Raw genomic sequence first — 22073 nt, 5'->3', positions numbered from 1 at the left:
ATCCGCCCCGAGCCGCGGCTGACGGGCTCAGGAGGACCAGGGCGAGCTCGGCTGGTAGCCCTTGACGGGGCACGGGTCAACGGGCCTGAATACAGTCGTGCCCACTGACCCAGCCGCCGCCCTGCTCGCCCTTCACGCCGGTCCCGGGTTCGTCATCCCGAATGCGTGGGACGCCGGATCTGCCCGCATCCTCGAGCAGGTCGGATTCCCGGCCATCGCGACGACGAGCGCCGGCATCGCGTGGTCCTACGGGGTCCCCGATGGCAACGCGCTCGACCCGGAGGTCATGTTCGCGCGAATCGCCGAGATCGTCGCCGCCGTCGGCGTTCCCGTGACGGCGGATCTCGAAGCGGGATACGGGGATGCCGCCTCCGACGTCGGCACGACGGTGGCGCGCGCCGCGGAGCTCGGCCTGGCGGGCGCCAACATCGAGGACACGGTCGACGGCCGTCTGTTCGGAATCGACGAGGCCGTCGAGCGGCTCGAGGCGGCGCGGGCGGCGGCGCCGAAGGGCACGTTCGTGCTCAATGCCCGCACCGACGCGTTCTTCATCGGCGATGCCGCCGACCCGTTCGCGGAGACTGTCGAGCGCGCGCACCGCTACCTCGAGGCCGGCGCCGACGGCATCTTCGTGCCCGGCGTGAACGACGAGGAGTCGATCCGCCGGCTCGCGGCATCCATTCCCGCCCCGCTCAACATCGTGGCGGGGCTCGCGTCGAACATCATCGACGCACCCACGCTCTTCTCGCTCGGGGTGAAGCGGGTGAGCGTCGGCGGCGGCCTCGCGCGCGCCGCGCTGAGCCTCGTCGAGCGTGCGGGACGCGAGCTGCTCGAGACCGGCACGCTGGGCTTCCTCGACGGCGCGCTGGGCTACGGCGAGGTGCAGCGGCGCTTCGGGGCGTGAGGGTATGACGGGTCACTGACCCGTCACTTCGGGCGACGATAATGCAGCCGGAGCGGGCGTGCGCCCGAGCGGAGAAGGGGCGAAATGAACGACGTTCCGGTCGAAGGACTGCGGGACTACATCGAGTACCTGCGCCAGCAGGGCTACTCGGTGCGCGACGGGCACACGCCCGACCCCGACCTCATCGATCCGCAGGGAAATCCCGTCTTCACGTGGCAGGAGGGCTATCCGTACGAGGAGCGGATGGACCGCGACGACTACGAGCGCGAGAAGTACCTCCTGCAGATCGAGCTGCTGAAGTTCCAGTACTGGCTGGAGGACAACGGCAAGCGCGCGATCATCCTCTTCGAGGGGCGGGATGCCGCGGGCAAGGGCGGCACGATCAAGCGCTTCACGGAGCACCTCAACCCGCGCACGGCCCGCACTGTCGCCCTTTCGAAGCCGACCGAGCGCGAGCAGGGACAGTGGTACTTCCAGCGTTACGTGCAGCACCTGCCGACGGCCGGCGAGATCGTCATGTTCGACCGCTCCTGGTACAACCGGGCGGGGGTCGAGCGGGTCATGGGCTTCTGCACCGATGCCGAGTACGAAGCCTTCATGACGCAGGCGCCGCAGTTCGAGAAGATGCTCGTCGACTCCGGCATCCATGTCACGAAGTTCTGGTTCTCGGTGTCGCGCACCGAGCAGCGCACGCGCTTCGCGATCCGCCAGCTCGACCCCGTTCGCCGTTGGAAGCTCTCGCCCATGGACCTCGCCTCGCTCGACCGCTGGGAGGACTACACGGTGGCGAAGGAGGAGATGTTCCGCCGCACCGACAAGAAGCACGCGGCGTGGACGATCATCCGCTCGAACGACAAGAAGCGCGCCCGCCTCAACGCGATGCGGTTCTTCCTCGGGCAGTTCGACTACGAAGGTCGCGACGACCGCGTCGTGAGCGCGCCCGATCCGCTGCTCGTGATGCGCGGCAAGCAGGAGACCGCTGACGAATAACAGGGGCGTCAGCTCTGCAGCCGCGCGATCTCGGTACGCGCGGCCGCGGCGGGGTGAGGCATCCACCCCTCGCCGGCGTGATCAGAGTCGCTCGAAACCTGCCCCGATGACGAGCACGCCGATGAGCAGCAGGATGATGCTCGCCACGACCTCGCCGTTGCGGACCAGCCACTCGCGGCCCCGGACGAGCCGCGGCTGCACGCGCTGCGGCGACGAGGCCGCCGCGATGATCGGGATGGCGACGGTCGACGCGCCGATCGCCGTGTAGACCGCGAGGGCGACGATCGCCTCCCCGACGGACTGCGCGTCGGCGCGCAGCGTGAGACCCGCAGCGACCGCGATCAGGAGGCTCTTCGGCCGGATGTTGAGGAGGAGGGCGAGCCCGAAGGCCGACCAGGGCCCGAGCTTCTCGGTGGACTTGAGCCAGTCAGGGATGCTGTGCTCGGTGCTCCTGCGCGATCGCCAGAGCGCGAACAGCCCGAGGAGGACGAGCGCGATGCCGACCACGATCTCGAACTGCCCGACGATATGGTCCTCGCGTCGGGGGAGGCGCGCCGAGGGGACGAGCTGCGTGAACACCGTGCACAGCGACACGACAGCGAACATGCCGGCGACGAAGCCGATCAGGAAGGGTACCGCCGACCGCTTGGCGTTGGGCGAGAGCAGGATCATGAGCGCCGCAAGGATCGGCACGCTGCTGAACGCGATCGCGAGGGCGAGCGGCAGCATGCGGACGATCAGGTCCATGCGCCCCTCCTGGCCTGCGCACCCGTCGGCGAGTCAAGGGCGGCGTCGCTCACATTACGCGATCCGCCGAGGGGGGCACGGCCAGTGCCTTCCTCCGCGCGCGGGCCGCGGCCTACCGTGAATGCATGGACCTCACGCTCAACAACGGCATCACCATGCCCGCCCTCGGCCTCGGCGTCTTCCAGAGCCCGCCCGACGAGACGGCGGCGGCCGTCGAAGAGGCGCTCCGCGTCGGCTACCGGCTCATCGATACGGCCGCGGCGTACCAGAACGAGCGCGAGGTCGGTGAAGGCATCCGCCGCTCCGGAGTCTCGCGCGACGACATCTTCATCGAGACCAAGGTCTGGGTCTCGGACTACGGCTACGACGAGACGATCCACGCCTTCGACAAGGCCACCGGCAAGCTCGGCGTCGAGACGCTCGACCTCTTCATCCTCCACCAGCCCGCGCCCTCGCGATGGGACCGCGTCGTGCAGGCGTACAAGGGCCTCGAGGCGCTGCTCGCCGACGGCCGGGTCCGCGCGATCGGCGTGAGCAATTTCATGCCCGCGCACCTGGAGCGTCTCCTCGACGAGACCGACGTCGTGCCCGCGGTCAACCAGGTCGAGCTGCACCCCTACTTCGCCCAGGCGGGAGTGCAGGAGGCGGATGCCGCGCACGGCATCGCTACGCAGGCCTGGTCGCCGATCGGCGGGATCACGTTCTACCCGGGTCCGTGGGGCGAGCGCCGCAGCGTCATGGGCGACCCGACGATCGAGGAGCTCGCGGGCGCCCACGGCAAGACACCTGCGCAGATCATGCTGCGCTGGCACCTTCAGGAGGGCCGCTCCGCGATCCCGAAGTCGGTGAAGGCGTCGCGCATCGCGGAGAACTTCGACGTCTTCGACTTCGAACTGTCGGCCGACGAGCTGGCCCGCCTCGACGCGCTCGACACGGGCGTGCGCAGCGGCCCCGACCCCGACCTGCCGCGCGACGAGATGTTCGACCGCGTCGTGCCGGAGGCCTGAGCACCGCTCTGGCCTCTTCCCGTCCCGCATCTCGGCTGGTCGGTGCCGCAGTGGCCTCGACCTGCTCCGGACCCGGCGTGTCGTCACAGCCAGCCGAGGTGCGGCACGCCTGAGACCGATGCGCCGTCGCTATCGTGTGAGGCGTGCCGCTGAGGAATGCCGCCGACGCCGTCCACGAATGGGTCGACATCGACCAGGCGGGGGCCTTCCCCGGCGTGGCCGTCGGCAGGTTCCTGGCGGCCGGGTCATGACCGACTCCCGTGATCCGCGCGGCTATCGCACCGAGGCGCCGCTGTTCGACGCGTGGCTGCGCTTCAGCGACGGTGCGCGCGACGGATCGCTGACGCCGTTCACGATCCCGGGGCACAAGCACCGGCACGACCTGGTCGGCGATCTCGTGCGCGGCGACGTTCCGCTGCTCGGCGGCCTGGACACCATGAAGTCGGCGGGCGGCGTGCTCGCCGACGCCGAGGCGCGGGCCGCCGCGGCGTGGGGCGTCGACTGGGGTCGCCTGTCGGTCGGCGGGTCGACGCACGCGAACCAGGCCGCCGTACTCGCACTGGGGCGGCCGGGCCAGTCCGTGATCGCCTCGCGCACACTGCACCGCTCGGTGCTGCTCGGCATCGTGCTGGCAGGCCTGCGCCCGGTGTGGGTGCGGCCCGACATCGATGCCGCGACGGGGCTGCCGTCGCAGGTTCCCGTCGGCGCAGCGAGGGCGGCGCTCGCCGCGCACCCGGACGCGTGCGGCGTGCTCGTCGGAGATCCGTCATACGTCGGCACGCTCTCCGACATCGAGGGGCTCGCGGATGCCGCGCACGACGCCGGCGTGCCCCTCATCGTCGATGCGGCGTGGGCCGCCTACTTCGGCTTCTCGCCGCTCGTGCCCGCGCATGCGCTCGCTCGCGGCACCGACGCCCTCGTCACGAGCGCGCACAAGTCGCTGCCGGCGTGGAGTCAGGGGGCGCTGCTGCTCGCGCGCACGACTCGGACCGGAGGGCTGCTCGACCCCGACCGGCTCGAGCGCGGGTTCGAGGCATCCCATACGACCAGTCCGGCCGGTGCCGTGCTCGCGAGCACCGACGCGTCGCGCGCCCTTCTGCAGCGGGACGGCGCCGAGCTCGTCGGCCGGCTCGTCGGCCTGGTCGCCTTCGCACGCGAGCGGCTCGCGGCGATCGACGGCGTCGAGGTGCTCGCCGACCGCCCGGACGGCTCGCTCCGGGTCGACCCCGCGAAGCTCGTCGTGCTCCTCGCCGGCGCTGGCGCGCACGGCCATGCGATCGAGGCCGACCTGCTGGCGCAGGGGATGCCGCTGGAGATGGCCGATCGCGACGTCATCGTGCCGATCGTCTCGATGGCCGACGACGAGGCATCCGTCGCGCGACTCATCGATGCGCTCGCCGCGTCGGTCGAGCGTCATCGCGGCGCGCCGCGCCGGATCGCGGCCTCCGCCGCGTGGCGCGTCGAGGCCGAGTCGGCCACCGACCCGCGGACCGCCTTCTTCGCGGTGCACGAGACCGTGTCGGCAGGCGACGCCGTGGGGCGGGTATGCGCCGAGCTCATCGCGCCGTATCCGCCCGGAGTCCCCGTGCTGGCGCCGGGCGAGATCGTCACGACGGCCGCCCTCGACGCGCTGCGCGCCACGCTCACCGACGGGGGTCGCATCGCCTACGCGGCCGATCCGTCTCTCGCCACGGTGCAGGTCGTCGCCGGCTGACCCGACGTCCCTCGCGGGTTCGGGCTTCGACGCTTCGACAGGCTCAGCGACCCGGTTCGGGATCGGTCTCCGAGCTTGTCGAGGCCGACATTCCGCGTCGGGTCCGAGCTCGACGGCTCGACAGGCTCAGCGACCCGGTTCGGGATCGGTCCCCGGGCTTGTCGAGGGGTCGAGGCCGACATTCCGCGTCGGGTCCGAGCTCGACGGCTCGACAGGCTCAGCGACCCGGTTCGAGATCGGTCCCCGGGCTTCTCGAGGGGTCGAGGCCGGCATTCCGCGTCGGGTCCGAGTCCGACGCTTCGACAGGCTCAGCGACCCGGTTCGAGATCGGTCCCCGGGCTTCTCGAGGGGTCGAGGCCGGCATTCCGCGTCGGGTCCGAATCCGACGGCTCGACAGGCTCGGCGACCCGGTTCGGGATCGGTCCCCGAGCTTGTCGAGGGGTCGAGGCCGACATTCCGCGTCGGGTCCGAGTCCGACGGCTCGACAGGCTCGGCGACCCGGTTCGGGATCGGTCCCCGGGCTTGTCGAGGGGTCGAGGCCGACATTCCGCGTCGGGTCCGAGCTCGACGGCTCGACAGACTCGGCGACCCTCAGCCGGCGGACGGGCCGGGCGCGGCATCCCGGACCATCTCGCGGGCGAGAGCCGGATTGTGCTCTGCGAGGTGCGCCACGATGTTGTCGCGCACGTCGGCGGGCTTGTTCTGGCTGAGCTTCGCGCGTGCGTCGAACCGGTCGATGCGCATACGGAGCCCGACGGTGCCCTTCGCGATGCGGCGCGTGCCGGTCTCGTCCTGCGAAAGGCTCCGGCCCTGCGGCATCCCCCGTTCGAAGTGGTCGGTGAGGCGGCCGAGCATCGCGTAGTTCTCCTCGTCGCCGAGCACTTCGGGGGTGCCGTACAGGTGCGCCGTGACGTGGTTCCAGGTGGGCACGAGGTCGCCCGGCGCGTACCAGCTGGGCGAGACGTAGTCGTGCGGGCCCTGGACGATGACGAGGATCGGGTGCTGCCCGAGCTCGTGCAGCTCGTCGTCGGGGCGACCGAAATGGCTCACGATGACGATGCCGTCGGCGTCGTGGTCGAGCAGCACGGGGTAGTGCGATGCGACGAGACCCGTGCTCGCGGGAGAGACGAACGTCGCCCACGGGTGGTGGCGGATGAGGCGCTTGACCTCTTCGGGGTCGGTCATGAGATTGCGGGGTGTGTGGCGCATCAGGCGTCCTTCCGGGTGAGGCGGGTTCGCACGGCGAGCGCCGCGCACGCGATGACGGCGAGGCCGCCGAGCAGGGTGGGCCAGCCGATCGGCTCGTGCAGGATGAGCCCGGCCCATGCGATCGTCATGACCGGCTGAACGAGCTGCACCTGGCTCACCTGCGCCATCGGGCCGATCGCGAGGCCGCGGTACCACGCGAAGAAGCCGAGGAACATGCTCACGACGCCGAGGTACGCGAAGACGAGCCATTCGGCGGGCGTCGCTGCGGGTGGATGCTGCACCACCGACACCGTCGTGAGCAGGATCATGAGGGGCGAGGCCAGCACGAGCGCCCACGACACCGTCTGCCACGCGCCCAGCTCGCGGGCGAGGAGGCCGCCCTCGGCGTATCCGATCGCGGCGGCCATGACGGCGGCGAAGAGCAGCAGGTCCGACTCGTGCAGCTCGCCCAGGCCGCCGTTCTGCAGCGAGGCGAACGCGATCGCGGCGAGTGCACCGAGTCCGGCGAACAGCCAGAACGAGGGCGCCGGATGCTCCTTCGTGCGCACGACGGCTGCGACGGCGGTCGCGGCCGGGAGGAGCCCGATCACGACGGCGCCGTGGCTCGCGGGTGCCGTCGTGAGGGCGAACGACGTGAGGAGCGGGAAGCCGACGACGACCCCCGCGGCGACGACGGCGAGGCGGGCCCGCTGCCGGGCGTTCGGGAGGTGCTGCCGGGTGAGTCCCAGGGCTGCTGTCGCGAGGACGGCCGCCACGACGGCGCGACCCGATCCGATGAACAGCGGAGACAGGCCGCCGACCGCGATGCGGGTGAAGGGCACCGTGAACGAGAAGGCCGTGACGCCGACCAAGCCCCACGAGATACCGCCGCGGGTGGATATCACTAGCGTCGCCTGAGCGATAGCGCTACTCTGTTCTGTCATGAGTCAGGATAGCACCGATCGCATCGTCGAGGCAGTGCGCGCGTGGATCGCGACGGCGCCACCCGGTGCGCAGGTCCCGTCGAACCGTGCGCTCATGGCCGAGCACAGCGCGAGTCCCGTCACGGTGCACAAGGCGATGCAGCGGCTCATCGCGCACGGCCTCGTCGAGAGCAGGCCGGGCGTCGGCACGTTCGTGCGCGCCGTGCGAGCAGCGGTGCCCGTCGACTACGGCTGGCAGACCGCCGCTCTGGGTTCGCCGCAATCGCGCGTCTCGGCGCTGTCGTCGACGCAGCGCGCCGCCGCCCCCGACGCGATCGGCCTGCATTCCGGATATCCCGCCCGAGAGCTCCTGCCCGAGCGGATGGTGCGTGCCGCGATCACCCGGGCCGCGCGCAGCGACGCCGCGATGACGCGGTCGCCCGTGGCGGGGCATCCCGAACTGCAGGCGTGGTTCGCGAGTGAGCTCGCCGCGCACGCGCCGGCCGGCATCACCGCGCCGACGGCGCGCGACGCGCTCGTCATCTCGGGCAGTCAGAGCGGGCTCAGCTCGATCTTCCGCGCGCTCGTCGGGCCCGGCGAGCCGCTGGTGATCGAGTCGCCGACGTACTGGGGAGCGATCCTCGCGGCGGCGCAGGCGGGTGTCGTCCTGGTCCCCGTGCCGACGGGCCCCGACGGCCCCGACCCCGACGAGGTCGACCGGGCGCTCGTGCGCACGGGCGCGCGAGCCTTCTACGCGCAGCCGACGTTCGCCAACCCGACGGGTGCGCAGTGGCCGGCCGAGATCGGGACGGCGGTGCTCGAGGTCGTGCGACGACGCGGCGCGTTCCTCATCGAAGACGACTGGGCCCACGATCTCGCGATCGACGCCGACCCGCGGCCGCTCGCCGCGTTCGACGACGACGGACACGTCATCTACCTGCGCTCCCTCACGAAGAGCGTGTCGCCGGCGCTGCGCGTCGCGGCGGTCATCGCGCGCGGCCCCGCGCGCGAGCGCATCCTCACCGATCGCGCGGCGGAGTCGATGTACGTGAGCGGGCTCCTCCAGGCGGCGGCGCTCGACGTCGTGACGCAGCCGGGCTGGCGCTCGCACCTGCGCGGCTTCCGCCAGCAGCTGCGTGCACGGCGCGATCTGCTCGTCGACGGCATCCGCGCGCACGCGCCCGCTGCGCACCTCGAGGTCGTGCCGGTGGGCGGGCTCAACCTCTGGCTGCGACTCCCCGACGGCACCGACGTCGACGCGCTCGTGCGCGAGTGCGAGACGCGCGGGCTGATCATCGTGTCGGGTGCAGAGTGGTTCCCCGCCGAGGCGTCGGGTCCGTACGTGCGGTTGAACTACTCCGGCGAGAACCCCGAGCGCTTCGCCGAGGCCGCAGGCATCCTGGGCTCGCTTCTGTGACGCGACCGATTCCTGTCAAGGGGTGGTGCGCTTCGGCCGAATCCGGTTGGCTGGGCGCACCACTGGCGAAGGGGCAAGCGGATGCCTGGATTCATCGCTCGAGCAGACATCGAAGTCGACGCGTCACCTGAGAAGGTGTGGGACACGATCACCAAGCACGCGTCGGAGGTGAACTTCGGCGCCACGGTCGATTCGGACTGGAAGGCCGGCTCTCCCGTCGTCTGGCACGGCGAGTGGGAGGGGAAGTCGTTCGAGGATCGCGGCGAGGTCATCGAGGCGATCGCTCCGCACCGGCTCGTGCTGACGCACTCGAGCGGCAGCTCCCACGCGAAGGGCAGCGAGCACCGGCTCACGTACGAGCTGGCGGGGCGCGGAGCGGGCACGCACCTCGAGTTCTGGCAGGACGGCAACGCCACACCGACGGCCGCCGGCGAGTCCGAGTCGAACTGGCGGAAGCACCTCGCGGCGATCAAGGAGCGCGCCGAGGCCTGACCCGGTCCGGAGCTGTCGCGGGGCGATCGGCGTCGCGCCGAACCAAGGGCTTCCCGGCGAACCTCAGGGCGACGCCCGGGGCTTCGCCGAGCATCCCCTGTTTCGCCGAGAGACGGGAATCTCGGCGAGACAGGGGATTTCGCCGAGACAAGGGATCGGGATGCCTCGCCTCGGCGAGACGCCTTGTCTCGGCGCGGCTGGGGGCGGCTTGATTGCCGGGCCGGCCGGTCGGCGGGCCGAGGCATCCGCCCCGGCCCGGCCCGCCCGGATCGCGACTACTCGATCGCGGGTTCGGCGACCTTCGTCGCGTCGGCGCTGCGCTGCTCGGCCTCGAGGCGCTCGGCCTCCTCGCCGCCGATCGCCTCGCCGCGGGCGACGAGCCCGGCGACGTCGGAGAGCGGGATCTCTTTGAGGAAGATCGCGAGGATGAGCGCGACGACGATGAACGGGATGAGGTACCAGAACACGGGCGCGAGCGCGTCGGCGTAGGCGGTCACGACGCCGTCGCGCACCGCGTCGGGCAGCTGGCTGAGCGTCGACGGGTCGATGGTCGAAGTCGCCTGGCCGGCCTGCTCGGCGGTGGCGCCGGCATCCGTGAACACCTGGGTGAGGTTCTCGGTCAGACGCGTCGTGAACAGCGTGCCGAACACCGCGGTGCCCAGCGCCGCGCCCACTTCGCGGAAGTAGTTGTTCGTCGACGTCGCGGTGCCGATGTCGGCGGCGGGCACGGCGTTCTGCACGACGAGCACGACGACCTGCATGATGAGGCCGAGACCCGCACCGAACACGAACAGGTACACGCAGATGAGCCAGACTGGCGTCGAGGCCGAGAGGGTCGTCATGGCGAACATCGCGATGCCCGTGATGATCGTGCCGAGGATGGGGAAGATCTTGTACTTGCCCGTCTTCGTGATCAGGAGACCCGACGCGATCGACGTGCCCATGAGGCCCACCATCATCGGCAGCATGAGAAGGCCGGATGCCGCGGCCGACGTGCCCGACGACATCTGGAGGAACGTCGGCACGAAGCCGATCGCGGCGAACATGCCGATGCCGAGCGCGAGGCCGATCGCGGTCGCATTGACGAAGACCGGGTTGCGGAACATCGACAGCGGCATGATCGGGTCGGCGGCGCGCGACTCCGTGAAGATGAACAGCGCGGCGGCGACGACAAGGCCGAGGCCCCACCACCAGGTCGCCATCGAGTCCCAGCCGAAGTCGGCCGAGCCGCCGAAGTCGGTGAAGAAGATGAGGCACGTCGTCGCGGCCGAGAGGAACACCACGCCGAGCCAGTCGATGGGCTTCTCGGCCTTCTTGTTCGGCAGCTGCAGCGCGAACAGCGCGATGAAGAAGGCCGCGACGCCGACCGGGATGTTGATGTAGAACGCCCACTGCCACGTCAGGTGGTCGACGAAGAAGCCGCCGAGGAGCGGGCCGGCGACGGCCGCGAGGCCGAAGATCGCCCCGAGCGGGCCGAGGTACTTGCCGCGCTCGTTGGCGGGCACGATGTCGGCGATGATCGCCTGCGACAGGATCATGAGACCGCCGCCGCCGAGGCCCTGGATGGCGCGGAACACGACGAACATCCAGAAGTCGGTCGCGAACGCGCAGCCGACAGAAGCGAGGGTGAAGATCGCGATCGCGACGAGGAAGAGCCTGCGCCGCCCGAGGACGTCACCGAACTTGCCGTAGATCGGCATGACGATCGTCGTCGCGAGGATGTAGGCGGTCGAGATCCAGACCTGGTGCGACACGCCGCCGAGCTCGCCGACGATGGTCGGCATGGCGGTCGAGACGATCGTCTGGTCGAGGCTGGACAGCAGCATCCCCGCGATGAGCGCGGAGAAGATGATCCAGATGCGCCGCTTCGTGAGCAGCAGCGGAGCGGGCCCGACGGGTCTCGTCGGGACGGAGGCGGTGGCGGTCATCGGGTGTTTCCCATCAATGCGGTCTGGGTGGCGAAAAGCTCGCGCGCCGCGCCGATGCGTCGCTCGAAGATGTCGAGGAAGGTGTCTTCGTTCCCGGGCTGCAGGAACTCGGCGGCCGCCGAACGCACGAGCGCGCCGACGACCTGCGCTGCGACCTGCGCGCGAAGATCGCCGTCGGGCAGGCCCTCGCGCTGCTCGATGAGGCGCGCGTCGAAGCGCTCGCCCTCGGCGCCGAGCTCGAGCATGCGCGCGAGCAGCCGGGGCTCCTTCTCGACGGCGGCGAACAGGTCGCGCACCGTCTCGGGCGCGATATCGAGCGCGCGCCAGCGCTCTTCGGCGAGGAGCGCGAGGTCGGTCAGCAGCGTCGGCGAGATGCCTCCCGGAGTCGGCTCGGCCTGCGCGAGGAAGCGCGCGACTGCCGCGGCATCCGATCGTTCGAGAGGGATGCCGAGCACGGCGTCGTCCTTGGACGCGAAGTAGTTGAAGAATGTGCGGCGCGAGACGGCGGCCTCGCTGCACAGCTCCTCGACGGTGAAGCCGGAGAGCCCGCGCTCGGCCGTGAAGTGGCGCGCCGTGCGGATGAGCGCCCGCGTCGTGTCGGCACGACGGCGCTCGCGCGGGGAATCTGCACTCTCATCCATGGAGTGCATTTTTGCATCAAAGGATGATCAGTGCAAATTAACATGAAGAGTGCGGGAGGCCTGATGGACCGGCCTCCCGCACTCCCCGAAGCAGGGCGGACGCGCTACTTCGTGTTCCCTCCCACCACAGTGGCCTCACGGTAGGGGGTCAGGACGACCGGGCCGACGAGACCGTAGTTCTGCAGGACGCCGCGGTTCGCGACCGCCGTGTCGAGCTGGAACAGGCGGTTGTTGAGCGTCGTCGTGACGGTCACCTCGATCGTGTTGGCTCCGGCCTTCAGCGCCTTGCCGAGGTCGGCGTTCGCACCGATCAGGTCGACCGGGACGCTCTTGCCGTTGACCTTCAGCGTGAAGGTGTCGGACACCTGGCCGAGGCTCAGGCTCGCACCGTACGACGAGTCCCAGCCCTGCGGCAGCGTCACGGTCGTCGTGTAGGTGCCGATGCCAGAGGCCCGTGCGAGCTCGGGGATGTCCGGCCACGCCTTCAGTGCGGAAAGATCGAGCGAGACCGGCTTCTTCGTGGTCGCCGTCCCCGCCTCGCCCGTCGTGCCGTAGGGGTTCGTGGGCACCCAGTCCTGCGCGTCGAGATGCCACGCCGTGTTCGTCAGGTCGATCGCCGCCGGCACGTTCGCGATCGTCGAGGTGACCGACCGGCCGTTCGTCAGCGTCGTCGTGTACGTGCCGGCCCGGTTCGCCCGCACGACGAGGCTGTTGCCGATGAAGGCGGCCGAGTCGGCGGTCGTCGCGGCGACGCCGCGGTTGGGCAGGTTGTCGACGCCGATCTTCTTGGGCTGGTCGAGCAGCGCGATGACGGTCGAGGCATCCCGTGCGAGCGAGACGTGCACCGTGACCGAGTCACCGTCGGTCGAATACTGCGCGATCGGCGTGATCTGCCCGCTGAACGTGTCGAGCAGGAACGGAGCGCCCTTGCCCTGGAGAGTCACCGTCGTGTCGACGGCGGCCCCGGTCGCCATGCAGGGGTTGTTCGCGGTCGTGACGCGGCAGGCGGACGGCTCCTCGTACAGGTTGCTCGGGTTCTTGCCGAACGTCCCGTTGCCGGCGGGCGCGGCATCCACTCCCTGGTTGTACAGGTAGTAGTACTCTGCCGCGACGCTCGAGTCGCTGCGGTGCACGCTCAGCAGCGTCGTCGGCGCGGCGGGCTCGGCCGCCGGCTTCAGGCCGAGCTGCGCGAGCAGCGCGGGCACGTCGGCCTCCGATGCGACCTGGTGCACGTTGCCGAGCGCGAGGATCTGGGCGACGATGCCGGCGAGCACCGCGTCGTCCGAGACGGGGAGGCCGCCGGTGCCGGTCGGCGCTCCGACGAAGACGACGGGAAGGCCGGCCTTGGCGTAGCCCAAGATGTCGTTCGCCGCCTCGATCGTGAGGCTGCCGCGCGCCGTGTTGCTCGTCGGGTAGAGGAACTGGTCGAAGATCAGCGCCTTGTACGCGGGGCCGGCCTCGGCGAGCCGCTTGTTCGTCACCGTCGCGTTGGGCAGGTCGAACAGCGCCTCGTCGAGGTAGTCCCACGTGTAGCCCGCCTGCTGGAGGCCGAGGTCCATCCAGTGCCGGTTGTTGGGATCAGTCGTCGAGAACGCCGACGGCGACGAGTAGTTGCGCATGTAGACCGCGACGTCCGTCTTGGCCGCGCCCTGTGTGAGGACGAGGTTGTTGCGGGCGAAGTAGTCGTTGATCGACGCCATGTCCTGCCAGTACGGGTTGACGCGGCTCCACGCGTTCGAGAACGACACCTTGCTGGTCGCGCTGAACCCGTTGCCCGGCCAGGTGGTCACGGGCGTGTCGATGTACGGACGCACGTGGTAGACGGGCCGGTTCACGCCGCCCGCGAACTCCTTGTTCATGCGGATGATCGCATCCTGCGTCGTGGCCATCCAGCTGTTGTTGAGCACGGCGCAGCACTCGGTGGAGTACCACGTGTTGCCCGTCATGTGGTTGGCGGAGGCCATCGGCCGGTAGATGTCGGCCTGGTCGCTGCCGGTGAGCGATTCGTACTCGGAGCGGTCGAGCACCGCCGAGGTCTGCAGCTGGTCGCCGATCGAGGTGATCGGCCCGTCCTCCTGCTGGAGACGCAGCTTCATGTTGTACGTGTGCGCCCAGTCCTGGAACGGCACGATGCGGTTCTCGGTGTACAGGGTGCTGCGCACGCGATTGAAGTCGGAGCGGATGCGCGTCGCGGTGCCGTCGCTGAACGAGTAGAACAGCGCCGTCGGGGACGGCGGTCCGCCCAGGCCCGCGCCGGCCATCGTCGGGTCGACGAGGGCCGCGAGGTCGGGCACGATGTCGTAGCCCGCGGCATCCTGGAACTCCTGGCGCATGTTGCTCGCCCAGAGCTCTTCGGGCGCACCCCACGGGTCGCTCGCGTGCGAGTCGACGAAGAAGTCGCCGCCGTTGCGCTTCACGAGGTCGCCGAGGCCGCCCGCGAAGTACGCGTCGTAGGCGTCGGTCACCTGCTTGGTGCCCTCGGGGCTCAGCGTCTCCGGCGTCGTGCCGAAGGGGACCGCCCGGAAGGTGAGCACCACCCACTGTGCGCCGACCGGCGCCGAGGGCGCCGTCCAGGCGAGCGTGCCCGCGGTCGTGCCGTCGTTGTAGCCGTCGGTGTTGGTGGCGGTGATCGTCGAGGTGAGGTCGATCACGGAGGACCGCTCGAGCGGCACGGTTCCCGCGGTGCCGCACGGTGCCGTGGAGCACTGGTAGGCCAGCACGGCGACGATCGTCCCGGGATTGCCGGTCGCCGGACCCGGAAGCAGGGTGTTGACGGACTGGCCTGCGCCCACGACCAGCCGGTCGTTGCGCAGGGTGCGGCGCGCGTAGTCGTCCGCGTTCGAGTACGTCTGGCCCGGGAGGGCGCTGGCCGCCTTGAGGCTGATCGTGATCCCGAGGCTGTTCGCCTTGTTGTAGATCGCCGTCAGCTGCTCCATCGTCGGCACGCCGCCCTGGCCGATCTCGAGGCCTGCGATGTTGTGGTCGTAGGCGTCCTGGATGTCGGCCTCGAGGCCCGCGATCGTCGCAGTCGCGGGCGGGAAGTTCCAGCGCGCCCACGGCATGTTCGCCTGTGCGGGGTCTGCGAACGATGCCGTCGTCAGCGGCGTCACGGGGTTGAGCTTCGCGAACGCGGCCGCCGATGGCGGCTGGTCCGCCTGGCCGGCTGCCAGAGCGGTGCCCGCGACGCCGAGGGGCGCCACGAGACCGGCGAGCACGACGGCCGTGGTGGCCAGGGCGCGCCGCTTGTTCGTCGTGAGTCTCCGTCGGCTCACGTGAGGGGTTCGACCCATGGTCGGAGTCCTATCTGAATGGAAGGAATCGGTGAATTGCAGAGTGAAATCGCCTGAATCGATTCAAATGATTCGTCATCACGATAGGACGGCCGGACGGGTCGGGTCAATGAAATTCTTTTGACGAAAGGTGTTCAATCGTCGGTATGGGTGATCGACTCCTCGTCGAAGAGCTCTGCGAGCAGGATGTCGCCGGTCACGATGTCGGCGGCGACACGCTCGAGGTGCGCGCGCACGTGCGCGACGAGGTCGACCGAGCCGGGGAGGAGCACGAGCTGCAGCTGCAAGCCGTCCGAGAGGGCGATGAAGTCGCGGGCGATCGCCGCACAGTCGGCGTCCGCGCGGAAGGCGCCGGCGTCGACGCCGCGCATCAGGTGCGCCGTCAGCTCTTCGGCGACACGCTCGTAGCGCGCGGCGAAGAGGCGGTGCGCGTCGCTGTGCGGATCGGAGGCGAGTCCGGCCACCCGCACGAAGAGCTCCATGAGCTCGGGCCGCTCGGCGCGCACCCGCGTCTGATGCATCATGAGCCGCAGGGCGCCGAGGCCGTCGACCCCGTCGGGCGCCTCCCGCACCTCCGCGGCGGCGCGCTCGAAGCGCCGCTCGGCGATCGCGAGCAGGAGGATCTCCTTCGACGCGAAGTGATGCGTCAACCCCGGCGTCGTGATCCCGACGTCCCGCGCGATCTCGCCGAGCGACGCGCGCTCGTAGCCGCCCTCGGCGAAGCGCCGCTGCGCGGCATCCAGGATCTGCTCTCTGCGCGCCTTCCCCGACGCGTACGGGCCGCGCCCCGGCTGATTCGGCATGGCCCCACGGTACGCGGCCGGTCAGCTCGAGGTGGACCTGCGCACGACGAGCTCGGGCGGGAAGACCGTCTGGCGGGGGATGCTGTCAGGGTCCGCGGCCTCTTCGAGCACGATCCGCAAGGCTGTGCGGCCGATCATGCGACTCGGCTGGCGGATCGACGAGAGCGGCACCGCCGCCGCGCCCGCGAAGGCGATGTCATCGAAGCCGATGATCGCGATCTCGTCGGGCACGAGCATCCGGCCGTCGACGACGAGCGACTGGAGCAGGCCCAGCGCGAGCAGGTCGTTGGCGGCGAAGAGCGCATCGGGCCACTCCCGACGCGGGCGCGCGAGCAGCTTCGCGCCCGCCTCGACTCCGTCGGCGACCGTCATCGCCGTCGTCGGGATCACCTCGAGGTCGACGTGCGCGTCGGCGTTCTCGGTCGCGGCGCGGGCGCCGGCGAGCCGGTCGCTCACCTGCCGGATGTCGAACGGACCGCCGACGAAAGCGATGCGCCGGCGGCCCGCGTCGATGAGATGCTCGACGGCCATCCGGCCGCCGACGACGCTGTCGACCGAGACCGAGGAGAACTTGCCGTCGCCGCTGAAGCGGTCGACGAGCACGGCTGCGATTCCGCGCTCGCGCAGGCGTCTCAGCCGCGACGTGACGTCGCCGTAGGGCGCGATGAGCAGCCCGCGCACCTGCTGCTCCTCGAACAGGTCGAGGTACATGCGCTCGCGGGCGACGTCTTCGTCGGTGTTGCCGTACAGGATCGCGATGTTGTGCCGGGATGCCTCGTCCTCGGCGCCGCGGACGACGTCGTTGTAGAACGGGTTCTGACCGTCGAGCACGACGAAGCCGACCGTCGTGCTCACTCCGGCCCGGAGTTTGCGGGCGGCGTCGTTGCGGACGTAGCCCAGTTCTTCGATCGCGCGGTTGACCCGGGACACGGATTCCGTCGACACCTCGTCGGGGCGGTTGAGCACGTTCGACACGGTGCCCACCGACACTCCCGCACGCTGCGCGACATCGCGAATGCTCGCCGGCACAGCACCTCCTCTTCGAGTCACGATTCGATTCCCCGTTGCCACATTGACTTGACCGCGGTGATCGCTCTCCATAGAGTATGCCTGAACCTGACCTGAATCGATTCATGATTCTTTCACCTCAACGAGGAGGAGCGGCGCCGTGAATGATGGCACCACCTCGACCGGCCCGGCGCTAGAGCTGCGCCGCGTCGTCAAATCGTTCGGCCCTGTCGTCGCGCTGCGTTCGGGCACGCTGACGCTGCAGCCGGGATCCATCCACGCGCTGATCGGCGAGAACGGCGCGGGCAAGTCCACGCTCGTGAAGATCGTCGCGGGCCTGTACCGCCGGGATGCCGGGGAGTTCGTGCTGCACGGACAGCCCGTCGACTTCACCTCCACGGCGCAGTCGAAGGCCGCGGGCATCGCGGTCATCTATCAGGAGCCGACGCTGTTCCCCGACCTGTCGGTCACGGAGAACATCTTCATGGGCCGGCAGCCCACGGGTCGGATGGGCCGCATCGACCGCAAGGCGATGCGCATCGAGACGCAGCAGATCTTCCAGCGCCTCGGCGTGTCGATCGACCCCGACCGCGTGACGGAGGGCCTGTCGATCGCCGATCAGCAGATCATCGAGATCGCGAAGGCCATCTCGCTGGACGCGACGGTGCTCATCATGGACGAGCCGACGGCCGCGCTGTCGGGCGTCGAGGTCGAGCGCCTGTTCGCCGTCGCGCGGAGCCTCCGCGACGAGGGCCGTGCGCTGCTGTTCATCTCGCACCGGTTCGACGAGGTGTTCGCGCTGTGCGACACCGTCACGGTCATGCGCGACGGGGCCTACGTCGACACGACGCCCATCGCCGACACGACCGTCGACGAGCTGGTGCGCCAGATGGTCGGCCGCGATGTGACCGAGCTGTTCCCCAAGCTCCCCGCCGAGGTCGGCGACGTCGTGCTCGAGGTCGAGGGACTGACCCGCACAGGCGTGTTCCGCGACATCTCCTTCACACTGCGTCAGGGCGAGATCGTGGGCCTGGCGGGCCTGGTCGGCGCGGGGCGCAGCGAGGTCGCGCGCGCGATCTTCGGAGTGGATGCCTACGACTCGGGTCGCGTGAGGCTGCACGGCAGGACGCTCCCCAAGGGCGACCCGCGCGCGGCGACCTCGCGCGGCCTCGCGCTCGTGCCCGAGGACCGCCGCAAGCAGGGCCTCGTGCTCGACGAGGGCGTCACGCGCAACATCACGCTCGCGATCCGCTCGAAGCTGTCCAAGTGGGGCCTCATCTGGGGTGGCCTGGAGAACAAAGCCGCGCAGGTGTGGGCGAGCCGCCTCGAAGTGAAGACCGCCGCGCTCGACGCCGAGGCCGGCACCCTGTCGGGCGGCAACCAGCAGAAGGTCGTGCTCGGCAAGTGGCTCGCGACCGACCCGACGGTGCTGTTCGTCGACGAGCCGACCCGCGGCATCGACGTCGGCACGAAGGCCGAGGTGCACCGCCTGCTCTCGCAGCTCGCGCAGCGCGGCATCGCAATCCTCATGATCTCGTCCGAGCTGCCCGAAGTGCTCGGCATGGCCGATCGCGTGCTCGTCATGCGCGAAGGCCGGCTGACCGGAGAGTTCACCCGGGAAGAGGCCACCCCCGAAGCCGTCATGTTCGCCGCCACCGCAGACGAGGAGGTCGCCCGATGACCACGGTCGCCACCCCGCCCACCACCGCTCCGGGCTCGAGCCCCGCGTCGCGGATCGTCCGTCAGATCGCGACGGCCCGCGAGACGGGCATCGTCATCGCGCTGCTGCTGGTGATCTTCTTCGCAACGCTGCGCAACCCCGCCTTCCTGTTCTCCAGCGACGGGTTCCGCGACCTGCTGCTGACCCCTTCGCTGCTGCTGCTCGTCGCGGTCGGACAGGCGATCGTCATCATCACCCGCAACGTCGACCTCTCCGTCGGCTCGATCGTGGGCCTCACCGCCTATCTGACGGGGCGGCTGTTCATCGACGTGCAGGGCATCCCGATCATCGCGGTGTTCGCGGCGGGGATCATCTTCGGCGGCATCCTGGGCGTCATCAACGGCGCGCTCGTCGCCTTCGCCCGCGTCCCCGCGCTCGTCATCACGCTCGGCACGATGTACATCTACCGCGGCATCAACGTCGCGTGGACCGGCAGCAACCGCATCAACGCATCCGACCTGCCGGCGGCGTTCCGGGGCCTCGGCACAGGACAGATCCTGTTCATCCCGATCCTCACGATCATCGCCGTCGTCGTCCTCATCGTCGCGGCCTGGTATCTGCGCAACCTGCGCAGCGGCCGGGAGCTGTACGCGATCGGGTCCGACCCCGCCGCCGCCCACCTGTACGGCCTCAACGTCACGCGCCGCATCATCGCCGCGTTCGTCGTCTCGGGCGCCCTTTCGGGCCTCGCCGGCGTGCTGTTCGCGGCCCGCTACGGCACGGTGAGCTCGGGCGCGGGCCTGGGCTGGGAGCTGCAGGCGATCGGTGCGGCCGTCATCGGCGGCGTCGCGATCTCGGGCGGCGTCGGCACCGTGTGGGGCGCCGCGATCGGCGCGTACCTGCTGCTGACCATCAACCGGGCCCTGCCGATCCTCGGCATCGACGACTTCTGGCAGCGCGCCGTCGTCGGCGTGCTGATCCTCGGCGCGATCGTGCTCGACCGTGTCCTGGCCGTCCGACAGCATCGTCGGCTCATCGCTGAAAGGGAGGTGACACGATGACCGCCACCACCGCGTCGACGGCCACCGTGCGCACGTACCGCGCTTACGCCCGTCCGGCCTGGCGCCGCATCCTGTTCACCCGCGAGATGGCGATCATCGCTCTCCTCGCGATCGTGATCGGCGTCTCGCTGGTCGCGGTGCCCCACTTCGACAACCCGCTGACGGTCACGTACCTCCTGCGCGATGTCGCGCCGATCCTGCTGATCGCCCTGCCGATGACGCTCATCATCATCACGGAGGAGATCGACCTCTCGGTCGCCAGCATCGTGGGCCTGAGCTCGGTCATCACGGGCCTGCTCACGCACGCCGGCATCCCGTTCCCGGTCGCGGCGCTCGCCGCGATCCTCGTCGGCGCGGTCGGGGGCGTGTTCAACGGGTTCCTCGTGACCGTCGTCGGGCTGCCCTCCCTCGCCGTCACGATCGGCACACTCGCCCTGTACCGCGGCATCGCGGTGGGCCTGCTCGGCACGACGGCCATCACCGAGTTCCCGCGGGAGTGGACCGAGCTCGCGAAAGCGAACATCCCGGGCACGCCGGTGCCGGTCATCATGATCCCGTTCGTGGTCCTGGCTGTCGTGTTCGCGGTGCTGCTGCACTTCACACCGTTCGGCCGCACGCTGTACGCGATCGGACTCAACAAGGAGGCCGCGGCGTTCTCGGGCATCGACGTGGGCCGGACGAAGTTCATCCTCTTCACACTGAGCGGCACCGTCGCCGGGTTCGCCGGCGTCTACTTCACGCTGCTGTACTCCAATGCCCGCGGCGACAACGCGATGGGCATGGAACTGCAGGTGATCGCCGCAGTGCTGCTCGGCGGCGTGTCGATCTTCGGCGGCCGCGGCGCCCTGCACGGCGTCATCGCGGGCGTGCTGCTCATCGGCGTGCTGGGCAGCTCGCTGCGCCTGGCCGGCGTCACCAGCGACATCATCAACGTCATCACGGGAGTGCTCCTCATCCTCTCCGTGGTGTCGGCAAGCCTCCTCGCCTGGCTGCAGAAGCGACGCTCCGCCGCCATCGGCAAGAGGAAGGGCCGTGCCGGCGGGGATGCCCCGGCCGCCCCGCGCCCGACCCGATAACACCCACACCACAGCGAAGATCTCGCACCAAGGAAGGAAACAATGATGTTCGAATTCAAGCGCTCCCGGCGCGCGGGGGTCATCGCGGCTCTCGCCGTCGGCGTGACCCTGCTCGCGGCGGGCTGCTCGGGCTCCAGCGGCGGCGGAGACTCGACGGGCTCGGGCGGCGGCGACGCCAACCTGTCGATCACGATGCTGCCCAAGAACCTCGGCAACCCGTACTTCGACACCTCGACCAAGGGTGCCAAGGCTGCGGCGGAGGAGTTCGGCGGCACGCTCGACGAGGTCGGCCCGTCCGAGGCATCCCCGACCTCGCAGGTCAGCTACATCCAGACCGCGGCGCAGCAGGGCGCCGGCGGACTCATCGTGTCGGCCAACGACCCCGAGGCGATCTGCGACGCCCTCAACGAGGCCAAGTCGGCCGGTGTCAAGGTCGTCACGTTCGACTCCGACACCAACCCCGACTGCCGCGACCTGTTCATCAACCAGGCCACTGCGGACGGCATCGCGAAGGTGCAGATCGACGAGATCGCCAAGCAGATCGGCGACGCGGGTGAGATCGCGATCCTGTCGGCGTCGGCCAACGCGACCAACCAGAACGCGTGGATCGAGAAGATGAAGGCCCTGCTGGAGTCGGACCACCCGAACATCAAGCTCGTCGAGGTCGTCTACGGCGACGACGACGACCAGACCTCGTTCGACAAGACCGCGGCGCTGCTGCAGACCTACCCCGAGCTGAAGGGCATCATCTCGCCCACGACGGTCGGCATCGCCGCCGCCGCCCGCTACCTTTCGACGTCGGAGTACAAGGGCAAGGTCGCGCTGACCGGCCTCGGCACCCCGAACCAGATGCGCGAGTACGTCGAGGACGGCACCGTCACGTCGTTCGCGCTGTGGAACCCCGAGGACCTCGGATACCTCGCCGCCTATGCGGCGCAGGCGCTCATCAAGGGCGACATCACGGGCAAGGAGGGCGACAAGTTCGACGCCGGCAAGCTCGGCTCGTTCGAGGTCGGCAAGGACGCCACCGTCCTGCTCGGCGACCCCTACGTGTTCACGAAGGACAACATCGGCGACTTCAACTTCTGAGCATCGCCTCCCGAGGACCCCGACGGCGCCGCGCCGTCGGGGTCCTCGGCCGTGTGGGCGTCCCGCCGAGACCGGGGATCCCGCCGAGACCGGGGATCCCGCCGAGACCGGGGATCGTACGCCCGAGGTTCGGCG

At 70.0% G+C, this 22073-nt stretch carries 18 protein-coding genes; 10 read left to right on the top strand and 8 right to left on the bottom strand.

Annotation, left to right across the window (positions count from 1 at the left end; all coding sequences use genetic code 11):
• The first annotated feature begins 97 nt into the window (after window positions 1-97).
• Both ACH3VR_RS19950 and ppk2 read left to right on the top strand, forming a co-directional pair.
• Window positions 98-904, top strand: a complete 807-nt coding sequence (locus ACH3VR_RS19950; protein ID WP_397558080.1) for an isocitrate lyase/PEP mutase family protein — start codon at window positions 98-100, stop codon at window positions 902-904.
• An 84-nt stretch (window positions 905-988) separates the two neighbouring features.
• Entirely contained in the window at window positions 989-1894 is a 906-nt protein-coding gene (ppk2, locus tag ACH3VR_RS19945; RefSeq protein WP_397558079.1) for a polyphosphate kinase 2, read from the top strand.
• An 81-nt stretch (window positions 1895-1975) separates the two neighbouring features.
• On the opposite strand, the gene ACH3VR_RS19940 is transcribed toward ppk2, so the two are convergent.
• Window positions 1976-2641: a GAP family protein gene (locus ACH3VR_RS19940; protein ID WP_397558078.1), complete on the bottom strand. Its 666-nt coding sequence runs from the start codon at window positions 2639-2641 to the stop codon at window positions 1976-1978.
• Window positions 2642-2766: 125 nt separating this feature from the next.
• Here ACH3VR_RS19940 and ACH3VR_RS19935 point away from each other — a divergent pair, with 125 nt between their 5' ends.
• Both ACH3VR_RS19935 and ACH3VR_RS19930 read left to right on the top strand, forming a co-directional pair.
• Window positions 2767-3648, top strand: coding sequence for an aldo/keto reductase (locus tag ACH3VR_RS19935; RefSeq protein WP_397558077.1), 882 nt, complete (start codon window positions 2767-2769; stop codon window positions 3646-3648).
• 247 nt (window positions 3649-3895) lie between these two features.
• On the top strand, window positions 3896-5362 hold the full coding sequence (locus ACH3VR_RS19930) for an aminotransferase class I/II-fold pyridoxal phosphate-dependent enzyme (protein ID WP_397558076.1): 1467 nt from the start codon (window positions 3896-3898) through the stop codon (window positions 5360-5362).
• Window positions 5363-5953: 591 nt separating this feature from the next.
• On the opposite strand, the gene ACH3VR_RS19925 is transcribed toward ACH3VR_RS19930, so the two are convergent.
• Complete coding sequence (locus ACH3VR_RS19925) at window positions 5954-6571, bottom strand: FMN-binding negative transcriptional regulator (RefSeq protein ID WP_397558075.1); 618 nt, start codon at window positions 6569-6571, stop codon at window positions 5954-5956.
• Window positions 6571-7494, bottom strand: a complete 924-nt coding sequence (locus ACH3VR_RS19920; RefSeq protein WP_397558074.1) for a DMT family transporter — start codon at window positions 7492-7494, stop codon at window positions 6571-6573. Before ACH3VR_RS19920 ends, ACH3VR_RS19925 begins: the two co-directional genes overlap by 1 nt.
• On the opposite strand from ACH3VR_RS19920, the gene ACH3VR_RS19915 reads away from it, so the two are divergent.
• Both ACH3VR_RS19915 and ACH3VR_RS19910 read left to right on the top strand, forming a co-directional pair.
• A complete protein-coding gene (locus tag ACH3VR_RS19915; protein ID WP_397558073.1) occupies window positions 7493-8890 on the top strand; it encodes an aminotransferase-like domain-containing protein in 1398 nt (465 codons plus the stop codon). The two genes, ACH3VR_RS19920 and ACH3VR_RS19915, sit on opposite strands and share 2 nt — an antisense overlap.
• An 81-nt stretch (window positions 8891-8971) precedes the next feature.
• On the top strand, window positions 8972-9382 hold the full coding sequence (locus ACH3VR_RS19910; protein ID WP_397558072.1) for an SRPBCC domain-containing protein: 411 nt from the start codon (window positions 8972-8974) through the stop codon (window positions 9380-9382).
• Window positions 9383-9657: 275 nt separating this feature from the next.
• Here the strand turns inward: ACH3VR_RS19910 and ACH3VR_RS19905 are convergent, their stop codons facing one another.
• The 5 genes from ACH3VR_RS19905 to ACH3VR_RS19885 all read right to left on the bottom strand — a co-directional run bounded on the left by ACH3VR_RS19905 (window position 9658) and on the right by ACH3VR_RS19885 (window position 17073).
• Entirely contained in the window at window positions 9658-11310 is a 1653-nt protein-coding gene (locus tag ACH3VR_RS19905) for an MDR family MFS transporter (RefSeq protein WP_397558071.1), read from the bottom strand.
• Window positions 11307-11951, bottom strand: coding sequence for a TetR/AcrR family transcriptional regulator (locus tag ACH3VR_RS19900; RefSeq protein WP_397558070.1), 645 nt, complete (start codon window positions 11949-11951; stop codon window positions 11307-11309). Before ACH3VR_RS19900 ends, ACH3VR_RS19905 begins: the two co-directional genes overlap by 4 nt.
• 104 nt (window positions 11952-12055) lie before the next feature.
• Window positions 12056-15223 carry a glycosyl hydrolase gene (locus tag ACH3VR_RS19895; RefSeq protein ID WP_397558069.1) on the bottom strand — a complete coding sequence of 1056 codons (3168 nt, stop codon included), beginning with the start codon at window positions 15221-15223 and terminating at the stop codon, window positions 12056-12058.
• A 152-nt stretch (window positions 15224-15375) separates the two neighbouring features.
• A complete protein-coding gene (locus tag ACH3VR_RS19890) occupies window positions 15376-16044 on the bottom strand; it encodes a TetR/AcrR family transcriptional regulator (RefSeq protein ID WP_397558068.1) in 669 nt (222 codons plus the stop codon).
• Between the two features lie 21 nt (window positions 16045-16065).
• Complete coding sequence (locus ACH3VR_RS19885; protein WP_397558067.1) at window positions 16066-17073, bottom strand: LacI family DNA-binding transcriptional regulator; 1008 nt, start codon at window positions 17071-17073, stop codon at window positions 16066-16068.
• 139 nt (window positions 17074-17212) lie between these two features.
• Here ACH3VR_RS19885 and ACH3VR_RS19880 point away from each other — a divergent pair, with 139 nt between their 5' ends.
• The 4 genes from ACH3VR_RS19880 to rhaS are packed head-to-tail and all read left to right on the top strand — an operon-like array spanning window position 17213 to window position 21938.
• A complete protein-coding gene (locus ACH3VR_RS19880) occupies window positions 17213-18733 on the top strand; it encodes a sugar ABC transporter ATP-binding protein (protein WP_397558066.1) in 1521 nt (506 codons plus the stop codon).
• The gene (locus ACH3VR_RS19875; protein ID WP_397558065.1) at window positions 18730-19773 is read left to right on the top strand and encodes an ABC transporter permease; all 1044 of its coding nucleotides are present in this window, start codon (window positions 18730-18732) and stop codon (window positions 19771-19773) included. Before ACH3VR_RS19880 ends, ACH3VR_RS19875 begins: the two co-directional genes overlap by 4 nt.
• The gene (locus ACH3VR_RS19870) at window positions 19770-20849 is read left to right on the top strand and encodes an ABC transporter permease (protein WP_397558064.1); all 1080 of its coding nucleotides are present in this window, start codon (window positions 19770-19772) and stop codon (window positions 20847-20849) included. Before ACH3VR_RS19875 ends, ACH3VR_RS19870 begins: the two co-directional genes overlap by 4 nt.
• A gap of 45 nt (window positions 20850-20894) precedes the next feature.
• Window positions 20895-21938, top strand: a complete 1044-nt coding sequence (gene rhaS, locus ACH3VR_RS19865) for a rhamnose ABC transporter substrate-binding protein (RefSeq protein ID WP_397558159.1) — start codon at window positions 20895-20897, stop codon at window positions 21936-21938.
• Window positions 21939-22073: the final 135 nt, after the last annotated feature.

It is taken from the genome of Microbacterium alkaliflavum, from assembly GCF_044325405.1.
In the GTDB taxonomy this organism is placed as follows: Bacteria; Actinomycetota; Actinomycetes; order Actinomycetales; family Microbacteriaceae; genus Microbacterium; species Microbacterium alkaliflavum.
This window is presented reverse-complemented; position numbering and strand designations above follow the sequence as displayed.